Origin of the sequence: Algibacter sp. AS12 (genome assembly GCF_046736315.1) — a bacterium.
Taxonomy (GTDB): Bacteria; Bacteroidota; Bacteroidia; order Flavobacteriales; family Flavobacteriaceae; genus Algibacter_B; species Algibacter_B amylolyticus.
This window is the reverse complement of the sequence record NZ_CP151841.1, coordinates 4048336-4063805: the sequence shown is the minus strand read 5'-3', so window position 1 is coordinate 4063805 and position 15470 is coordinate 4048336. Positions and strand designations below refer to the sequence as shown.

At 33.3% G+C, this 15470-nt stretch carries 14 protein-coding genes and 1 tRNA gene; 3 read left to right on the top strand and 12 right to left on the bottom strand.

Annotated features, from left to right (window positions below; translation table 11 throughout):
- Positions 1-22 precede the first annotated feature (22 nt).
- From AAFN75_RS16540 to AAFN75_RS16520, 5 genes are all read right to left on the bottom strand, one after another.
- The gene (locus tag AAFN75_RS16540) at positions 23-412 is read right to left on the bottom strand and encodes an acyl-CoA thioesterase (protein WP_411807408.1); all 390 of its coding nucleotides are present in this window, start codon (positions 410-412) and stop codon (positions 23-25) included.
- Positions 413-498: 86 nt separating this feature from the next.
- Positions 499-1521 carry a UDP-glucose--hexose-1-phosphate uridylyltransferase gene (locus AAFN75_RS16535; protein ID WP_411807406.1) on the bottom strand — a complete coding sequence of 341 codons (1023 nt, stop codon included), beginning with the start codon at positions 1519-1521 and terminating at the stop codon, positions 499-501.
- A gap of 28 nt (positions 1522-1549) precedes the next feature.
- The gene (galK, locus tag AAFN75_RS16530) at positions 1550-2698 is read right to left on the bottom strand and encodes a galactokinase (RefSeq protein WP_411807405.1); all 1149 of its coding nucleotides are present in this window, start codon (positions 2696-2698) and stop codon (positions 1550-1552) included.
- 3 nt (positions 2699-2701) lie between these two features.
- Positions 2702-3592 carry an aldose 1-epimerase gene (locus AAFN75_RS16525; RefSeq protein WP_411807404.1) on the bottom strand — a complete coding sequence of 297 codons (891 nt, stop codon included), beginning with the start codon at positions 3590-3592 and terminating at the stop codon, positions 2702-2704.
- Positions 3593-3611: 19 nt separating this feature from the next.
- Positions 3612-4604: a GntR family transcriptional regulator gene (locus AAFN75_RS16520; RefSeq protein ID WP_411807403.1), complete on the bottom strand. Its 993-nt coding sequence runs from the start codon at positions 4602-4604 to the stop codon at positions 3612-3614.
- A gap of 147 nt (positions 4605-4751) precedes the next feature.
- Between AAFN75_RS16520 and AAFN75_RS16515 the strand changes: the two genes are divergently transcribed.
- From AAFN75_RS16515 to AAFN75_RS16505, 3 genes are all read left to right on the top strand, one after another.
- Positions 4752-6338, top strand: a complete 1587-nt coding sequence (locus AAFN75_RS16515; RefSeq protein WP_411807401.1) for a solute:sodium symporter family transporter — start codon at positions 4752-4754, stop codon at positions 6336-6338.
- 225 nt (positions 6339-6563) lie between these two features.
- Positions 6564-6637, top strand: a tRNA-Arg gene (locus AAFN75_RS16510).
- Positions 6638-6851: 214 nt separating this feature from the next.
- Positions 6852-10055, top strand: a complete 3204-nt coding sequence (locus AAFN75_RS16505; protein ID WP_411807400.1) for a choice-of-anchor D domain-containing protein — start codon at positions 6852-6854, stop codon at positions 10053-10055.
- 146 nt (positions 10056-10201) lie between these two features.
- Here AAFN75_RS16505 and AAFN75_RS16500 read toward each other — a convergent pair whose 3' ends face one another.
- The 7 genes from AAFN75_RS16500 to AAFN75_RS16470 all read right to left on the bottom strand — a co-directional run bounded on the left by AAFN75_RS16500 (position 10202) and on the right by AAFN75_RS16470 (position 15448).
- Positions 10202-10558 (bottom strand): hypothetical protein, encoded by a 357-nt coding sequence (locus AAFN75_RS16500; protein WP_411807399.1) that lies wholly within the window; start codon positions 10556-10558, stop codon positions 10202-10204.
- Positions 10555-11739 carry a THUMP-like domain-containing protein gene (locus tag AAFN75_RS16495; RefSeq protein WP_411807398.1) on the bottom strand — a complete coding sequence of 395 codons (1185 nt, stop codon included), beginning with the start codon at positions 11737-11739 and terminating at the stop codon, positions 10555-10557. Before AAFN75_RS16495 ends, AAFN75_RS16500 begins: the two co-directional genes overlap by 4 nt.
- A gap of 8 nt (positions 11740-11747) precedes the next feature.
- Positions 11748-12836 (bottom strand): AI-2E family transporter, encoded by a 1089-nt coding sequence (locus tag AAFN75_RS16490; RefSeq protein ID WP_411807397.1) that lies wholly within the window; start codon positions 12834-12836, stop codon positions 11748-11750.
- A 52-nt stretch (positions 12837-12888) separates the two neighbouring features.
- On the bottom strand, positions 12889-13389 hold the full coding sequence (locus AAFN75_RS16485) for a TrmH family RNA methyltransferase (protein WP_411807396.1): 501 nt from the start codon (positions 13387-13389) through the stop codon (positions 12889-12891).
- Positions 13390-13460: 71 nt separating this feature from the next.
- Positions 13461-14102 carry a DUF4159 domain-containing protein gene (locus AAFN75_RS16480; RefSeq protein WP_411807395.1) on the bottom strand — a complete coding sequence of 214 codons (642 nt, stop codon included), beginning with the start codon at positions 14100-14102 and terminating at the stop codon, positions 13461-13463.
- A gap of 6 nt (positions 14103-14108) precedes the next feature.
- Entirely contained in the window at positions 14109-14813 is a 705-nt protein-coding gene (locus AAFN75_RS16475) for a 16S rRNA (uracil(1498)-N(3))-methyltransferase (protein ID WP_411807394.1), read from the bottom strand.
- Positions 14813-15448, bottom strand: a complete 636-nt coding sequence (locus AAFN75_RS16470) for a peptidylprolyl isomerase (RefSeq protein WP_411807393.1) — start codon at positions 15446-15448, stop codon at positions 14813-14815. Before AAFN75_RS16470 ends, AAFN75_RS16475 begins: the two co-directional genes overlap by 1 nt.
- Positions 15449-15470 lie beyond the last annotated feature (22 nt).

Below are 15470 nucleotides of genomic sequence, written 5' to 3'. Positions count from 1 at the left end.
GATTTAGTATAATAGTACCTAATTAATCAAATAATTCCACAATTTCTTTTGGGATTCTAGAAGGGCGTTCTGTTTTAGCATTTATAAAACACCATTTGGTTTCAGATTTGGCAAGTAGTTTATTGGTGCTCGCATTATGCATTTCTACAACGCGAGTATAAGTAACACCTTCTGCCTTTGCTATATATGTTTTTAAGTTTATGGTATCATTTAAAAACGCAGCGCTCTTATATTCTATAAAATGAGATAATAGAAACCAGCTATATTTAGTTTGGAGTTCTTCTGAGGCTTTCGATTGCCAATGGGCCTTTGCAATATCTTGAACCCATTGTACATAATGCACGTTATTAACGTGGTTTAAATCGTCAATATGATCTTTTGTAACTATTAAGCTTGTTTCGTATGTTTTCATTTAAATAGAAATACTTTGCTAAAAGAGCAAAAGTAGGAGTTTCTATTTAGGTTATCTAATAGAAACTCCTACTTTATGTGTATCGCCTATAATAGTTCTTTTAACATTTTTACAGCAGATTCGGCAGTAATATCTCTTTGAGGCGACCCAAACATTTCATAGCCTACCATAAATTTTTTCACCGTTGCACTTCTTAAAAGCGGCGGATAAAAGCTCATATGCCAATGCCAATGGCTATTTTTATTGCCATCTGTTGGCGCTTGATGAATGCCTGAAGAATAAGGAAATGATGTGTTAAATAATTTATCGTAAGCTTTTGTTATTACAGCAATAGCTTCGGCGTATTGTAGTGTTTCAGCATCAGTCATTTCCAAGATGTTGGTCATGTGCCTTTTTGGAGCAATCATAGCCTCAAAAGGCCATACCGCCCAAAACGGAATGATAACTACAAATCCGTCATTTTCAAAAATAATACGCTCCTGGTATTCTAATTCTTGTGTTAAGTAATCCCCTAATAAACTACTGTTGTTTTTATTATAGTAATTTAATTGTTGTGTGTTTTTTTTGTCTACTTCATTAGGAAGTGTGGACTGGCTCCAGATTTGACCATGCGGATGCGGATTACTACAACCCATTACTGCACCTTTGTTTTCAAAGATTTGGACGTAATTAATTTTAGGGTTAGCAGCCAATTCTTTAAATTCTCTTTGCCACGCGAAAACCACATGTTGAATCTCGTTAGCCGACATATCTGCTAAACTTTTAGAGTGATCTGGACTAAAACAAATTACTTTACAAATACCAGTTTCGCTTTCCGCAACAAGTAAGCCATCGTTTACCGAAAAAGTTGGGGAATCGTTCTGTAATGCTGCAAAATCGTTTGTAAAAACAAACACATCTTTATAATTAGGGTTTACTTCTCCGTTAATTCTTGTATTTCCTGCGCATAAGTAACATGACTCATCGTGTGTTGGTCGTTTTTCGTTATTAACCGCTTCATTTTGGCCTTGCCATGGTCGTTTTGCTCTATGAGGAGACACTAAAACCCATTCGCCAGTTAAAATATTAAAGCGTTTATGCGAGTAATCTTGTAAATCTGTATTTTTCATTATTTGAAATATAAAATCGTTGGTTTTTTTATTTTACTAAGTGTGTGCCATCAGAAAGTTCAATGAAATACACAGAGCAATCTTTATCAAATTGTTTTTTGTATGCCTTAGAAGCCGTTTCTGCAAATGCTTCAGCTTCATTTTTTGCAACTAAATTTATGGTGCAACCACCAAAGCCGCCACCCATCATTCTGGCGCCTAAAACGTGCTTGTTCTGTTTAGCTTGCGCCACTAGATAATCTAACTCATCACAACTTACTTTGTATTGGCTTGAAAGCCCTTCATGCGATTGATAAATTAAAGCACCTAAGGTTTCTAAATCATTATTTTCAATAGCTTTGGCAGCCTTAATAGTTCTATTGTTTTCTTGAATAACGTAAAGCGCTTTCTGGTAGTTTTCTGGAGACACTTTGTCTTTAACAGTTTCTAAATCGGCTTCTTTAGCGTCTCTTAAAGCTTTAATATTTAATAATTCGGAAATAGCCTCGCAAGCCGATCGTCGGTCGTTATAAGCACTATCAGATAAACTATGTTTTACATTTGTGTTGATAAGCATTAATTGATGATCTTTAAAATCGATCTTGTAAGGCTTCGATTTTATGGTTCTACAATCAAGATGTAATGCATGGTCTTTTTTACCAAACATACTAGCGTATTGATCCATTATTCCACATTTAACACCTACGTAATTGTGTTCTGCTTTTTGCGAAATTAAAATCATATCCTCTTTAGATAGACCAAGCTGAAACAACTCATTTAATCCAAAAACAACACTGTTTTCTAGTGCCGCGGACGATGACATACCTGCGCCACCAGGAATATTACCTTTAAACACAATATTAAAATTGCCTATGGTTTTATTTCTATTTTGTATTTCGGCAACAACACCAAAAACATAATTTTCCCAACTCCCTTCTTTTGATGGTTTAAGTGTGTCTAGGTTAAATTCGATAGTGCTATCTAAGTCCAAAGCTATAGCGGTAGATTGTCCTGTGTCGCTTTTTTCAATTGCTGCGGCAATCCCTTTATTAACAGCTGCAGGAAAAACAAAGCCATCATTGTAATCTGTATGTTCGCCAATAATATTAATTCGTCCAGGAGAGAATATAAGTAACGGGGCTGTTTTAAATTCCTTTAAAAATGCGGTTTTAACCTCTTTAATTAGTGTATTGGTCATAATTTAGTTGTTTTCAAGATTTAATGTCCATGTAATGGAGTAGGTGTCGTTTGGTTTTAAAATGTCTAGCCCAATGTTGTTATTAAAACTGTTTGAAACACCGGTTGTAGGTTCTATGGCTATAGTGTTTAATTTTGGAGGCGTGTAAGCTTGTAAAAAGTTATTTTTTGCCGAAGAATGTATAGATAACTTATACTTTGGTGTATAAAACTGGATAATATTAGAGTCTAAAATCCAACAATCATCTAATTTCTTGTTTTCAATTTTAAGAGATTTGAAATTTTCAAGTTTTTCTGTTCCTGTAGTAATATTGCGGTCGCCAATGACTAATTTTTCGGAAGAATCAAATTCTAAAATACTTTCCGATAGGTTATCACTGACAAAATAAGGATGCCAACCTAGGTTAAACGGAAAAATTTTAGAATCTGTATTTTCCACTGAAAAATCAAGCTCTAAATTAGTTTCAGTAAATGTATATTTTAATTGAATTTTAAAGGTGTACGGAAAGCCAATGGATTCGTTTTCTTCTATATACTCTAATGTCAAACTTGCAGAATCGATGTTTGTATAAGATTCAACTACATTAAAAGTTTTGTTGTAAACCAAACCATGTAAAGCATTGTTTTCTTCCTTTTGGTTTATTTCAAATTGGTATGATTTGTCATTGTAAGTGTATTGTCCATCTTTTATTCTATTGGCAAATGGAAATAGAATAGAAGAGGCGTAGGTGTCTTTATAAGGCAATGGCTCTAAACTTTTAATTATGGCTTGTCCGTTTAAGGTGAGCACCTGTAAACTGGCACCTTCATTTAGGTTGATAAGGCCAGAAACGTTATGGTTCAAAGATTTTATTTCAATTGTATTTGATGTCTTATTTTTAATAATTGAAAACATAATTAGTTCTTTTTTTTAGTTAGATTGAGCTTCTAATAATTAGATTATTAGTGTTCTCTATTTTAGTTTGTTCTTTATTTAAAATCATTTCCGCTAGACGTTTACCCATGTAGTTAAAATCTGTTGAAATGGTGGTTATGCCTCCTTCTACAATTTCCTTAAGCAAGGTGTCGTTATAAGATATTATACCAATATCTTCGGCTATTAACAAGCCTTCGCTTTTCATTTGTTTTATGATTTTTAGTAAAATTTTATCTTCAGGAATAATATATAACTCGCCTTTTGTTAAAGTTCTATCTTTTAGTGTTGCGATACAATCAAAAGGCATTTGGTTGGTTGTGCAAAAATTAATAAACCCTTCTCTCATGGGTAATGGTTGTTTATCTTCAGAAAACACTAAAATTAATTTTTTGTATTTTTTTATAAGATGAATAGCCTTGGTAAGATTATTAAAAATAGTCTTTTCGAAATTTTGATAAATAGCAGGATAATCTATTAAATCCTCTTGTATTTGGTCTAATATATATACCTTTTCTTTTGGTAAATTCTTAATAGCAGAATTTGTGTTTTTTAAATTTGCAGGCATGATTACGTAATAATTATAGTTACCTGTATTTTCCAAAATCAGGTTATCGAAGGTGTTTTTGTTAAAATGATGAAAAAATATATCAACCTGAATATTATCTCCTAAATGTTCTAAAAATGAATTATATAAGTCTTCTTTAAAGGAGTTTAATTCGTCAAATAACAAGAATATTTTCTGATTAATATTTATGTTTTCACTGTTAACATAGTAGCCTTTGCCAACTATAGATTTTATAATGCCTCTACTTTTTAGTTCGTTAAAGGCTGTCATTACAGTATCTCTAGATAGGTTGTTCTCATCCTTAATTTTATTAATAGATGGTATCTGGTCACCTTTTTTAAGAGTGCCAGTAAGTATAGCTTCTTCAATAGAATTTATTATTTGCTTATACTTAGGTGTTCCTGATTTTCTTTTAATTTTAATCATAGTGCAATGCAAATATATGTTTTTTATTTTAAAAAACCTACTAGACCGTACTGGTTTGGTTTTTTTTGTTCTGAAGCGTGATAGTTCCAATATTAATATATATATTTGAGGTATTATTTAAAGAAAACTAAACTAAACCACAAACAAATGTTAGGAATACTGTCTTTTGCCGGCTTTACCATATTGGTTGCCGTTATTGCTTATTACGCCACTAAGGGTACAAACGAAAAATCTTCAGATGGCTATTTTCTAGGAGGTAGAAGTCTTACAGCTGGAGTTATAGCAGGCTCTTTATTATTAACAAACTTATCTACCGAGCAAATTGTAGGTTTAAATGGTTCTGCATATGCCGATGGTATTTTGGTTATGGCTTGGGAAACTTTAGCGGCTATAGCTATGGTTGTAACCGCTGTGTATTTGTTACCGAAATATTTAAAAGGAGGGATCTCTACAATACCGACATATCTAGAGGATCGATTTGATACCACTACAAAAGCTATGACTTCAGGATTATTTCTGTCGGGTTACGCTATTGTTTTATTGCCAATTGTACTGTATTCGGGGTCTTTAGGTATTAGCGGAATGTTTAATCTTCCTGAATTACTTGGAATAACCGAATGGCAGTCTGTTTGGTTATGTGTATGGAGCATAGGAATTATAGGTTCTATCTATGCTATTTTTGGAGGACTTAAGGCTGTTGTTGTATCCGATTCTATAAATGCCATAGGGCTTTTAATAGGTGGGCTATTAATTCCTGTATTTGGGTTAATGGCTATCGCGGACGATGGAAGTCTTACAGGGGGGTTAGCTAAATTAGCTAGCGAACATCCAGAAAAGTTAAATGCTATTGGTGGCGAAGATTCTTCAATACCTTTTGCTACTATTTTTACAGGTATGATGCTTGTTCAGCTTTTTTACTGGGGTACAAATCAACAAATTATACAACGAGCTTTAGGTGCTAAGAATTTAGCTGAAGGTCAAAAAGGATTAACACTTGCTGCTTTTATTAAAATATTAGGGCCAATTATTGTGGTTTTACCTGGTATTATTGCGTATCACAAATGGGGTGGTGAGGTTCTTGCTAATAACGATATTGCTTACCCTAGATTAGTGGCAGAAGTGTTGCCAGCGCCTTTAGTTGGTTTCTTTGCTGCAGTTATGTTCGGTGCTATTTTAAGTTCATTTAATTCAGCTTTAAATAGTTGTGTAACATTATTTGGTATAGATATTTATAAACAATATATAAATAAAGAAGCAGAAGAAATTAGAGTGGTTTCTGTGGGTAAAAAATTCGGTATTGTGTTGGCTATATTCTCCATGTTTGTAGCTCCGTTTTTATATTATGCATCCGATGGTTTATTTGGTTACTTACAAACCGTAAATGGTGCCTATAGTATTCCTATTTTAACGGTTATTGTTGTTGGTTTCTTAACTAAGCGAGTTCCTGCGATTGCTGCTAAAGTTGGGATTATATTTTCTTTTACATTTTATGTAACATATATTGTTTTATCGAAGGGATTAGAAATGGATTTACCACATTTCTTGCATGTACAATTTATATGCTTTGTGCTAACGGTAGTGTTAATGTTAGTAATTGGTAAAGTGAAACCTAGAGAAACAAACTTTGTTCAAGAATATACACGAGATGTAGATGTTACCCCTTGGAAATATGTTAAACCTGTAGGTCTTGCAATTTGCATTGTGGTAATTAGTACTTACGTGATTTTTAGCTAAAAAATTATAAGATTTTAATATAAAAGTCGTCATTAACTATGTTTTTGACGATTTTTTTTGCTCTATTTTGAGTTAAAGCATCGACGTAAAATAGCTGTTATTAAGCACATAGCTTTTATTTTTTTTTAAATGTCATGTTATACTAAAAATTATAAACATTTCTTTTGGTTAGATATATAGTTAATTTTATATTTGCACACCGGAAAACGAAAATGTTTTCTTTGAGGGCTCTTAGCTCAGCTGGATAGAGCACCTCCCTTCTAAGGAGGCGGTCACAGGTTCGAATCCTGTAGGGCTCACAAAAAGCTTCAACATGAAAATGTTGAGGCTTTTTTGTTTTATATAACTTATATGATTTAGAAGTAAGATTTTATTCAAAAAAATATATTTAAATAATTTTGTAAACGACAATAGTCAAAATTATTCGTTTTAGTGTAATTATTGTAGGAAATTATTTTGTCTTGATGTGTTTATTTGTTAAGTTTGAAACTTAATCTTAAACCCACCCAAATTATGAACAAAAAGTTACTTTTATTGACCCTTATTCTTACAATAGGTGTTAATGTTATTCAATCACAAAATAATAAAGTATTTTACATCGATGAAGATCCACGTGAAATCCGCATGATGGATGTTGGAGGTGGAAACGATCAAGTTTTTTTTAAGCAAACAGAAAACTTAGCTCCTAAATATGTTACCGTTAATAATACCACACAAGAATTGTATTTTGTGGGATCGAGTGGTGGATATGAGATCTTTAAAATAGGAATGGATGGTCTTGGAGAAGAATCTATTTATTCTGGATCCAGTACAATTTATGAATTAGAAATTGATGAAGCCAATGGGAAAATTTATTGGGGAGAATATGAAAGTCTTAAAATGGCTAATCTAGATGGTTCTAATGTGCAAACAATAAAATCTGTAACAGGAGGCACATTTAGAGGCGTGGCTGTTGGAGGATCATACCTATATTGGAGTGAGGCCATATATTCTAACCCTACAAATAGCACAACTATTTATAGAGGGGCTTTAGACGGAACTGGACCAATTACTATTCATTCAGAAGCATATACTTATCCAGCAGTACCATCAGTACTAGCTTCGCTTTATGGGTTGGATGTAGATGTAACTAATAATGAAATTTATTGGGCAGATAATTCAGCAAATGGTGTTTTCAAGAAAAACTCTGATGGTTCAGGTGGAGTAACCACCATATATAGTAATGCTGATTTTTCACCTAGAGCACTAGCTTTGGATGTACCTAACAATAAAGTATATTGGGCGGATACTGTTTCAGCGGCGGATGCCATCCAGATGTGTAATTTAGATGGAACCGGGTTTACTACACTTGCCAGTGGCTTGGATGATCCAAGAGGTGTTGATGTCGCTATGGTAACGCCTACTAGTGTTGGGGTTCCGGAGATTGATATACAAGGAAATGGACTTAGTATTCTAAACAACGACATGTCGCCTTCTGAAACTGATAATACAGATTTTGGTAATGTGGCTTTAAATAATAATTATAAAGAACACTATTTCTTTGTTAGGAATTTTGGAAGCACAGCATTAACACTTTCTAGTGATCCTAAAGTAACTATTTCTGGCGCGCATGCATCAGATTTTACACTTCAAATGGATGCGATGGTTTCCATAGGAGGCGTTGGCGCTTCATACTTTGTTATTAGGTTCGACCCAACCGTTTTAGGAACAAGAACTGCGACTGTGACTGTTAATTCTAACGATTCAGATGAAGGTGTCTATGCTTTTAGTATTCAAGGAGAAGGAAGTGTGTCAAGTGGAGAAACAGGAGATAATGATGTTAGAATTACCACACATGCAACAGGAGGCGGTTTGGATAATGAAGATCCTAGTATTGCATATGATCCTACTTTAGATCGTTTTTTAGTGGTTTTTGAAAAAGAAATGATTAACAGTGATGAAGAGATTTTTGGGCAATTTATAAATAATTCAGGAGCTTTAATAGGCGGGGAATTTAGAATCTCCAAAACAGGAGTTGATGGTAATACGGCTTTAGATGCTGCTGATCCAAAAATAGTTTTTAATCCTGTTACAAATCAGTATATGGTTGTATGGCGGGCAGATCAAATCGATACAGATACTGAAATGTATGGTCATATAATTAACCCAGACGGAACTCTGGTGAGTGGTTTTGGAAACGAGATTAAGTTAACTCAAAACGGTCCCGATGGAGATGGTACTTATTACTTAAGTACGCCGACTATAGAAGTAAACACAACTAATGGCGAGTATTTTGCAGTATGGCAAGCAAATGTAACAAGTTCGACTTCCGATTATAACATTTACGGACAACGATTATCTACAGCGGGAGCATTGGTTGGTAGTAAGATTCAATTGAGTCAATCTGCAACAGCAACGCAATATGCAAGTTCGCCTTCAGTAAGTTATAATCCAATAAACAATGGGTATTTAGTTGCGTATTATGCTGATTTCCCTGTAAATGGAGATAATAATATATGGTCGAGACTTGTCAGTTCAACGGGAGCTTTAGGAACGCTTACGCAAGTAACAAATGTGGCAGCAAGTAGAGATGCTGATTTTGCTAGCGTAATTTATAATCCATTAAACAATGAATTCTTGATTACTTTTCAAGGCGATATAGGTCCAACTGATAATGAAGATGAAATCTATGGGCAGATAATGACTGCAGCTGGAGTGCTATCAGGCACTGCTTTTCAGGTTAGTTTTGCTGGGGTTGATGGCGACGGAGAAGAAACAGGTAGTTATTCTTCATTAGCTTATAATTCTACTGAGAATCATATCTTAATTACATTTCAATCTGAAGAGCCAGGAAGTGCTGCATACGATATTTTTGCAGCAACCTTAGATGCGTCTAATTATGCTGTTTTAGAAACTCAGAGCAGGGTTAGTGATATGGGGGATGTTAACGGAAATTCTTCATATACTGCCCAAAAACCTAAACAAGCATATGATAGTACAAATAATGCATTTTTTATAGTTTGGGAAGGTGATGATAATACGCCTGGTGATGGTGAAGATGAAGTTTTTGGTCAAAAATGGCAATCACCTCCAACAGCAGAGATCGATATTCAAGGAAATGGCGTGTCTATTGCAGATGGCGATACAACTCCTGAAACTAATGATGATACAGATTTTGGTACCGTTGGTGTAGGAGGTAGTATTGTAAAGAGTTTCACTATATTTAGCACAAATACCGAACAATTAGTTTTAAATGGCACACCAACAATTAGTATATCTGGAGCAGATGCTAGTAATTATTCGGTAACAGAAGCGCCTGATACAGCTATTTCTCCCGGAAACTCTACTACTTTTGAGATTACTTTTACATCTGGAGTAGTTGGAGTAAGTAATGCGAGTATAAGCATTGAAAATAACGATGTGGGTGAAGGTGTTTATACCTTTGATATAAAGGCAGAAATCTCTGGAACTTTAGATACTTCTGAAAATAGATTGAATTCATTAACTCAAATGTATCCTAATCCTAATACTGGTTTGTTTACATTGAAATACTCGGGTAGTGAATCTTTAAACCAACTTCAGGTAATTGATGTGTTGGGTAAGAGATTGGAAACAATTTCTTTAAAAGATTTTAGTGGAAGTCAAGAAGTTGATTTAACAAAACTATCTACAGGAATGTATTTAATTGCTATAAGTTCTGAATCATCAATTATTACTAAAAGAATGGTAATTAAGTAGAAATTATTATCATATTAAAAAAGAGATAAGCCATGATTATTTTATAGTCGTGGCTTTTTTTTTATTTAATTATATGTATGATTTCTTTAAAAGTTATATTCGGTTGTTTAACTGAAAAACTATTAATTGTTTAAAGTAAATAAGGTCTAATTTATAACCTCCTTGAGTTTGTTAATTCTGAAACATTGTTCTTCTCCTATAAAATTAGGATCACCATGTTTTTCGGACCAAAACCCTTCTAATAGATCTTTAGAAATACATTTATACACCGCTACACCTTTAAATATTTTGTGGTGCATTTTGTAATTAAAATTTATTACAAGAATGTTGTCTTTAAAAAAGCCAGTTCCAAATTGTTCCTGGTTTTTGTTAATAAGCCATTTCGCTTTAATTCGATTGTTTTCATCAAGCACTAAGCTAAGTAAGCCTTTGTAGTTGTTTAGGTCACCATCTTGATTGCTGCCTACTACAGTATAATGTCCAACTAAGTCTTTAAGCATCATAGGTTAGTCTTTTTAGTGATTAAAACAATTTTGTTGTCATTCATATCTGTAGTAAAAAACAAATAGTCGTTGCCGCCATCGTTAATTTTGAATTTGCTTCGAATTTGTTGTACCGTTTCCTGGAAATTTCTCGTGGTAATGTTCGCCTTTTTTATACCTAGTCGTTTGAGTGCTTTTTTATTATATGGTATAGAAGCTTCAATAGTGAAAATACGCCCAGGGAAATCTATTAAAGCAGAACTCGTATATAAATGTGAATGCTTTTGAAGCTTGTTAATCTCTAATTGTTTTGATATTTGATTAAAGGCACCAGATTTTAAAATGGAAGCATTAGGCTCGTATAAATAGTCGAGTGGTAGGCTATATGTTGGTTCGGTGAGTTTTTCATCGTGTAAAGGAAACGAAAAGTGCTCTTCTTTATCTTTTTTTATGTTTACTGTTTTGATGGTAATTTCCGAGTCATATCTGTTTTCTAGTACCCAAAGCAATTCTTTAACTTCATTATTAACCGCAACGACATGAATAGTTTTTACGTGTTTTAGTTCGCTAGTTCCAACTGATATATCTAATAAAGGAGATGTTTTAATCATGATGTTATTAGAATGTTTAAGCAACATGTTTAAATGTTCTGGAACATTGGGTAGGCAATCTTTTAAAAAAAAGACCTTTCCTTTGCTATCATGACGTCTAGAAGGATCGATATAAATCCAATCAAATTTATTGTTCAAAGTTTCTAAATACGCAATACCATCTTCGTTTATGGTTTTAATATTGCTAATATTTAATTGATGGTAATTATGGTTAACTATGTCCGATAGGCTTTCGTTAATCTCACAATGTGTAACTGATTTAAATTGCTTGGAAAAGTAAAAACAATCTACTCCAAAACCTCCTGTTAAATCGATTATAGAGTCGCCATTTATTAATTCCGATTTGTACTTCGCTGTGGTTTCAGACGAGGTTTGCTCGATGTTTAACTTGTTAGGGTAGTATATTTTATTAGTGGAGTACCAAGTAAAAAGCTTAGATTTACATCTGTTTTTGGCTTCAATTTGCTCTATGATTTGTTTCGTCTCAACATCCGGAAATGCGGTTCCTTTTAGGACTAAATCACCTATTGCGATATTCGTATTATTTTTTATAAAATTTTGAATATCAGTGTTTAATATGTTTTTATTCAAAGTAAAGATTAAAGGTTTTTGGTCAATTTTTTAACTATTTTATTATCTGATAAAAAGGCCTTTAAAATCACTTTTATAGCGGTATAAGCAGGTACTGCTAATATTAAACCAATAACTCCAAATAAAATACCAGTAATTAAAATTACCAAAAATATTTCTAGCGGATGTGACTTCACACTTTTTGAAAATATAATAGGTTGACTCCCAAAATTATCTACTAATTGACCAATAGCAAATACTACAAGTACCCAAAGTGTTTTAGGTAAAATAACATCGCTAAAGGATTCTCCTAAATTACTTGTCATGGTTAAAGTGATCATTAAAAAACCACCAACTAATGGTCCAACATAGGGTATTAAATTTAAAAGCGCACATAAAAAAGCAATAACAACTGCGTTTTCAACACCAATAATTAACAGCCCAATCATGTAAATAATGAAGAGAATTAGTATTTGAAAAATTAGGCCAACAAAATATCTAGACAGTAAGTCTTTTATTTTTGTGGTGGTTGTTTTCCAACGCGATTCTTTATTCTCTGGAATAAAAGTTAAAATGCCATTTTCAAATAATCTGCTGTCCTTTAAAAAGAAAAAGGATATAAATAAAACCGAAAATAAGCCGATACTAAAGTTTCCTAATCCACTAATAACCGAATTTAAAAAATCGGGTAATATGGATAAATCTATTTTAGACATTAAATCAGATTCTTTAATGGATTTCTCTACATCAATTTGACGAAGATCAAAATACGATATCACTTCCTTATATAAATTCTCAATGTTAGATTGTAGCTCCTCTATGTTTAATAGCGATAAATTATGACCCTGTTCTAGGACTAAAGGAATAAATAAGCCTACCAATCCTACAAATAGTCCAAGTAAAACCACAATGGTAATTATTACGGCTATTATGTTTTTAAATTTTAATTTGTTTTCTAAAAATAATACAATAGGTCGGCCAATTAGCGAAATTACCGCAGATATAGCTATATAGCCTATAACAGATTGTATTTTATACAGAAAGAACAATACTAGGGCGATACCTAATACGACGCCTATGGCTTTTAAAATACCTTTAGAAATGATGTTTGAGTTCATTTAGTAAATATAATATTATTTTAAATGCTGCGTAGGGCTAATTTTAAAATCGCTATTGCAGTTGTTTGGTTATTTCGTAAAGCGCAATGTTGGTGGCTTGAACCACATTCATGCTGCTGTTTTGCCCAAACATGTTTATGTGAACAATAGTATCGCAAAGCTTCAGTATAGGGTCGGATACGCCAAAATTTTCATCGCCTATTACAATAGCTATCGGTGCTTTGTCTGAAAATTTAGAGCTGTGTATGGCTGTGCTAGTTTCTGTAATCTCTAAAGCTAGTATTTGGTGACCTTTTGATTTTAATGCCTTTATAACCGTTAAAGCAGAATCGGTAATTTCATATGGCACTACTTTTTCAGTAGCTCTAGAGGTTTTTGCCATTTTTCGGCCCAATTGAATATTTTCACCACAAAGAATTAGTTTCTCAATACCAAAAGCATCAGCAATTCTAAACAGACTACCAATATTAGGTGCGTTAGTAACGTTATCGCAAATTAATGTAATAGGGAAGGTTCTTGCTGTAAAATTGGTGTTATAGTGGTTGAGTTGCATAATTAAGTTAGCGGTAATCAGTATTCAGTTTGCAGAATTCAGTTTAGTTTGGCCACTTTGGGGCTTATTTTCTAATTTTCAAAAGCATATTTAATAATGTTAGCACCCATTTTAAGTGCTTTTTCTCTTACTTCGGCGGGGTCGTTATGCACTTCTGGGTCTTCCCAACCATCACCCAAATCACTTTCATAGGTGAATAATAATATCAAACGGTCTTCATTAAAAATGCCAAAAGCTTGCGGACGTTTGCCATCGTGTTCGTGTATTTTTGGTAGGCCATTGGGGAATTTAAAAGCATAATTAAAAATAGGATGGTTATTTGGTAATTCTACCAAATCTTTATCCGGAAATACTTTTTTAAGTTCTTTGGTTATGTAAGGCTGCATGCCGTAGTTATCGTCAATATGTAAAAAACCACCAGACATTAAATAATTACGCAGGTTTTCGGCATCTGTGTCACTAAAAAACACATTTCCGTGGCCTGTCATATGTAATAACGGATACTGAAAAATATCGGTGCTTCCGGTTTCAACGGTTTCGGGTTTCGGGTTTATTTTAGTTCTTAAATTGGTGTTGCAGTAGTTAATAAGATTAGGTAAAGCTGTAGGGTTTCCGTACCAATCGCCACCACCTTTGTATTTTAAAATAGCTAAATCTTGACTAAAAACGAAAAGAGCAAAAAGGCATGAGAAAAGAGATAAATATAATTTCATAGAAAATTATTCGTTTGTAAACGCTACCGAATGACAGGCTACAATAGCAGCTGTTTCTGTTCGCAATCTAGTTTCACCCAAAGTTACAGGAATAAAATTGTTTTTTAGTGCTTTGGCTATTTCTTTAACAGAAAAATCACCTTCGGGTCCAATTAAAATAGTAATGTTAGAACCAGGTTTTAACTGTTGTTTTAATGATTTTTTATCGGTTTCCTCGCAATGCGCAATAAACCTTTCGGTTTTAAAATCTTGCTCAATAAAATCTTGAAACGAAATGGCTTCGTGTAATTTTGGTAAATAACAACTTAACGATTGTTTCATGGCCGATTGCAAAATACGCTCAAAACGTTCTGGTTTTATTACTTTACGTTCGCTATGGTCGCAAATTATAGGTGTAATGCTGTCTATTCCTATTTCGGAAGCCTTTTCTAAAAACCATTCGTAACGATCGTTCATTTTAGTTGGCGCCACAGCCAAATGCAAGCTGTAATTGCGTTTACGTTGTAGTACTTTCGAAACAATATTTGCTGTACATTTATTAATATTTGGAACCGAAATTTCTGCAGTAAATAACCAACCATTACCATTTGTTATGTATAGCGTGTCGCCCATGGTTTTACGCAACACTTTTACAATGTGTTTGCTTTCATCTCTATTAAAAGTGAAAAGCGCGGTTTCTTCTGTTATGTCTGGGCTATAAAAAAGTTGCATTATAATTTAGATTCAACTATTTTTAAAACGTCAATTTCTAAAATTTCTTTTGGTTCGTGCGTTTTTAAAATAACATAGTACCAATTTTCCGAAGGCACATCCACTGTAAAGATATCGTTTAACTCATGAGGTTCGCCAAATACGTTAGCTTCAAAAGCAGGGTGAGTTTCTTCCTTTAAAAACCATCCTAAATCGCCACCTTTTTTTGCGTTAGCATCCATAGAGTATTGTTTTGCTAAAAAATCGAAAGGCGCGCCATTGTGATATTTAGCTATAATTTTGTCGCGTAGGGTGTTTATTTCTTCTAATTTATATTTAGAGCCATCTAAATAGATGTAAGATAATCTCTCGTAATTATTTTTAGTTTTATTTACGACTTTGTAATACGTTTTTTCGAACTCGCCGTCGTTAACTTTTTTACCTCCAATACCAAGTTTAAAGAGTTCTTTAGCTAAAATTGTTTTATGCTTCTCTTCGTTAAAGGTAATTAATTTGTTTTTTTTAGACTTATTCGTTTTTAAATAGATTTCGGCTTGCTCTGTAGTTTCCAGAATTTCTAAATCTTTTTCAACCGAAGTTTGAGCGTTTACAAAGACTGTGCTAATTAAGAATATAAGGAGTGATTTTTTTAACATAAGAGTAGGTTTTAATTTCAAT

Coding starts and splice junctions, on each gene's coding strand:
- AAFN75_RS16540 (WP_411807408.1), bottom strand. CDS start 412: ATGAAAACATACGAAACAAGCTTAATAGTTACAAAAGATCATATTGAC.
- AAFN75_RS16535 (WP_411807406.1), bottom strand. CDS start 1,521: ATGAAAAATACAGATTTACAAGATTACTCGCATAAACGCTTTAATATT.
- galK (WP_411807405.1), bottom strand. CDS start 2,698: ATGACCAATACACTAATTAAAGAGGTTAAAACCGCATTTTTAAAGGAA.
- AAFN75_RS16525 (WP_411807404.1), bottom strand. CDS start 3,592: ATGTTTTCAATTATTAAAAATAAGACATCAAATACAATTGAAATAAAA.
- AAFN75_RS16520 (WP_411807403.1), bottom strand. CDS start 4,604: ATGATTAAAATTAAAAGAAAATCAGGAACACCTAAGTATAAGCAAATA.
- AAFN75_RS16515 (WP_411807401.1), top strand. CDS start 4,752: ATGTTAGGAATACTGTCTTTTGCCGGCTTTACCATATTGGTTGCCGTT.
- AAFN75_RS16505 (WP_411807400.1), top strand. CDS start 6,852: ATGAACAAAAAGTTACTTTTATTGACCCTTATTCTTACAATAGGTGTT.
- AAFN75_RS16500 (WP_411807399.1), bottom strand. CDS start 10,558: ATGATGCTTAAAGACTTAGTTGGACATTATACTGTAGTAGGCAGCAAT.
- AAFN75_RS16490 (WP_411807397.1), bottom strand. CDS start 12,836: ATGAACTCAAACATCATTTCTAAAGGTATTTTAAAAGCCATAGGCGTC.
- AAFN75_RS16485 (WP_411807396.1), bottom strand. CDS start 13,389: ATGCAACTCAACCACTATAACACCAATTTTACAGCAAGAACCTTCCCT.
- AAFN75_RS16480 (WP_411807395.1), bottom strand. CDS start 14,102: ATGAAATTATATTTATCTCTTTTCTCATGCCTTTTTGCTCTTTTCGTT.
- AAFN75_RS16475 (WP_411807394.1), bottom strand. CDS start 14,813: ATGCAACTTTTTTATAGCCCAGACATAACAGAAGAAACCGCGCTTTTC.
- AAFN75_RS16470 (WP_411807393.1), bottom strand. CDS start 15,448: ATGTTAAAAAAATCACTCCTTATATTCTTAATTAGCACAGTCTTTGTA.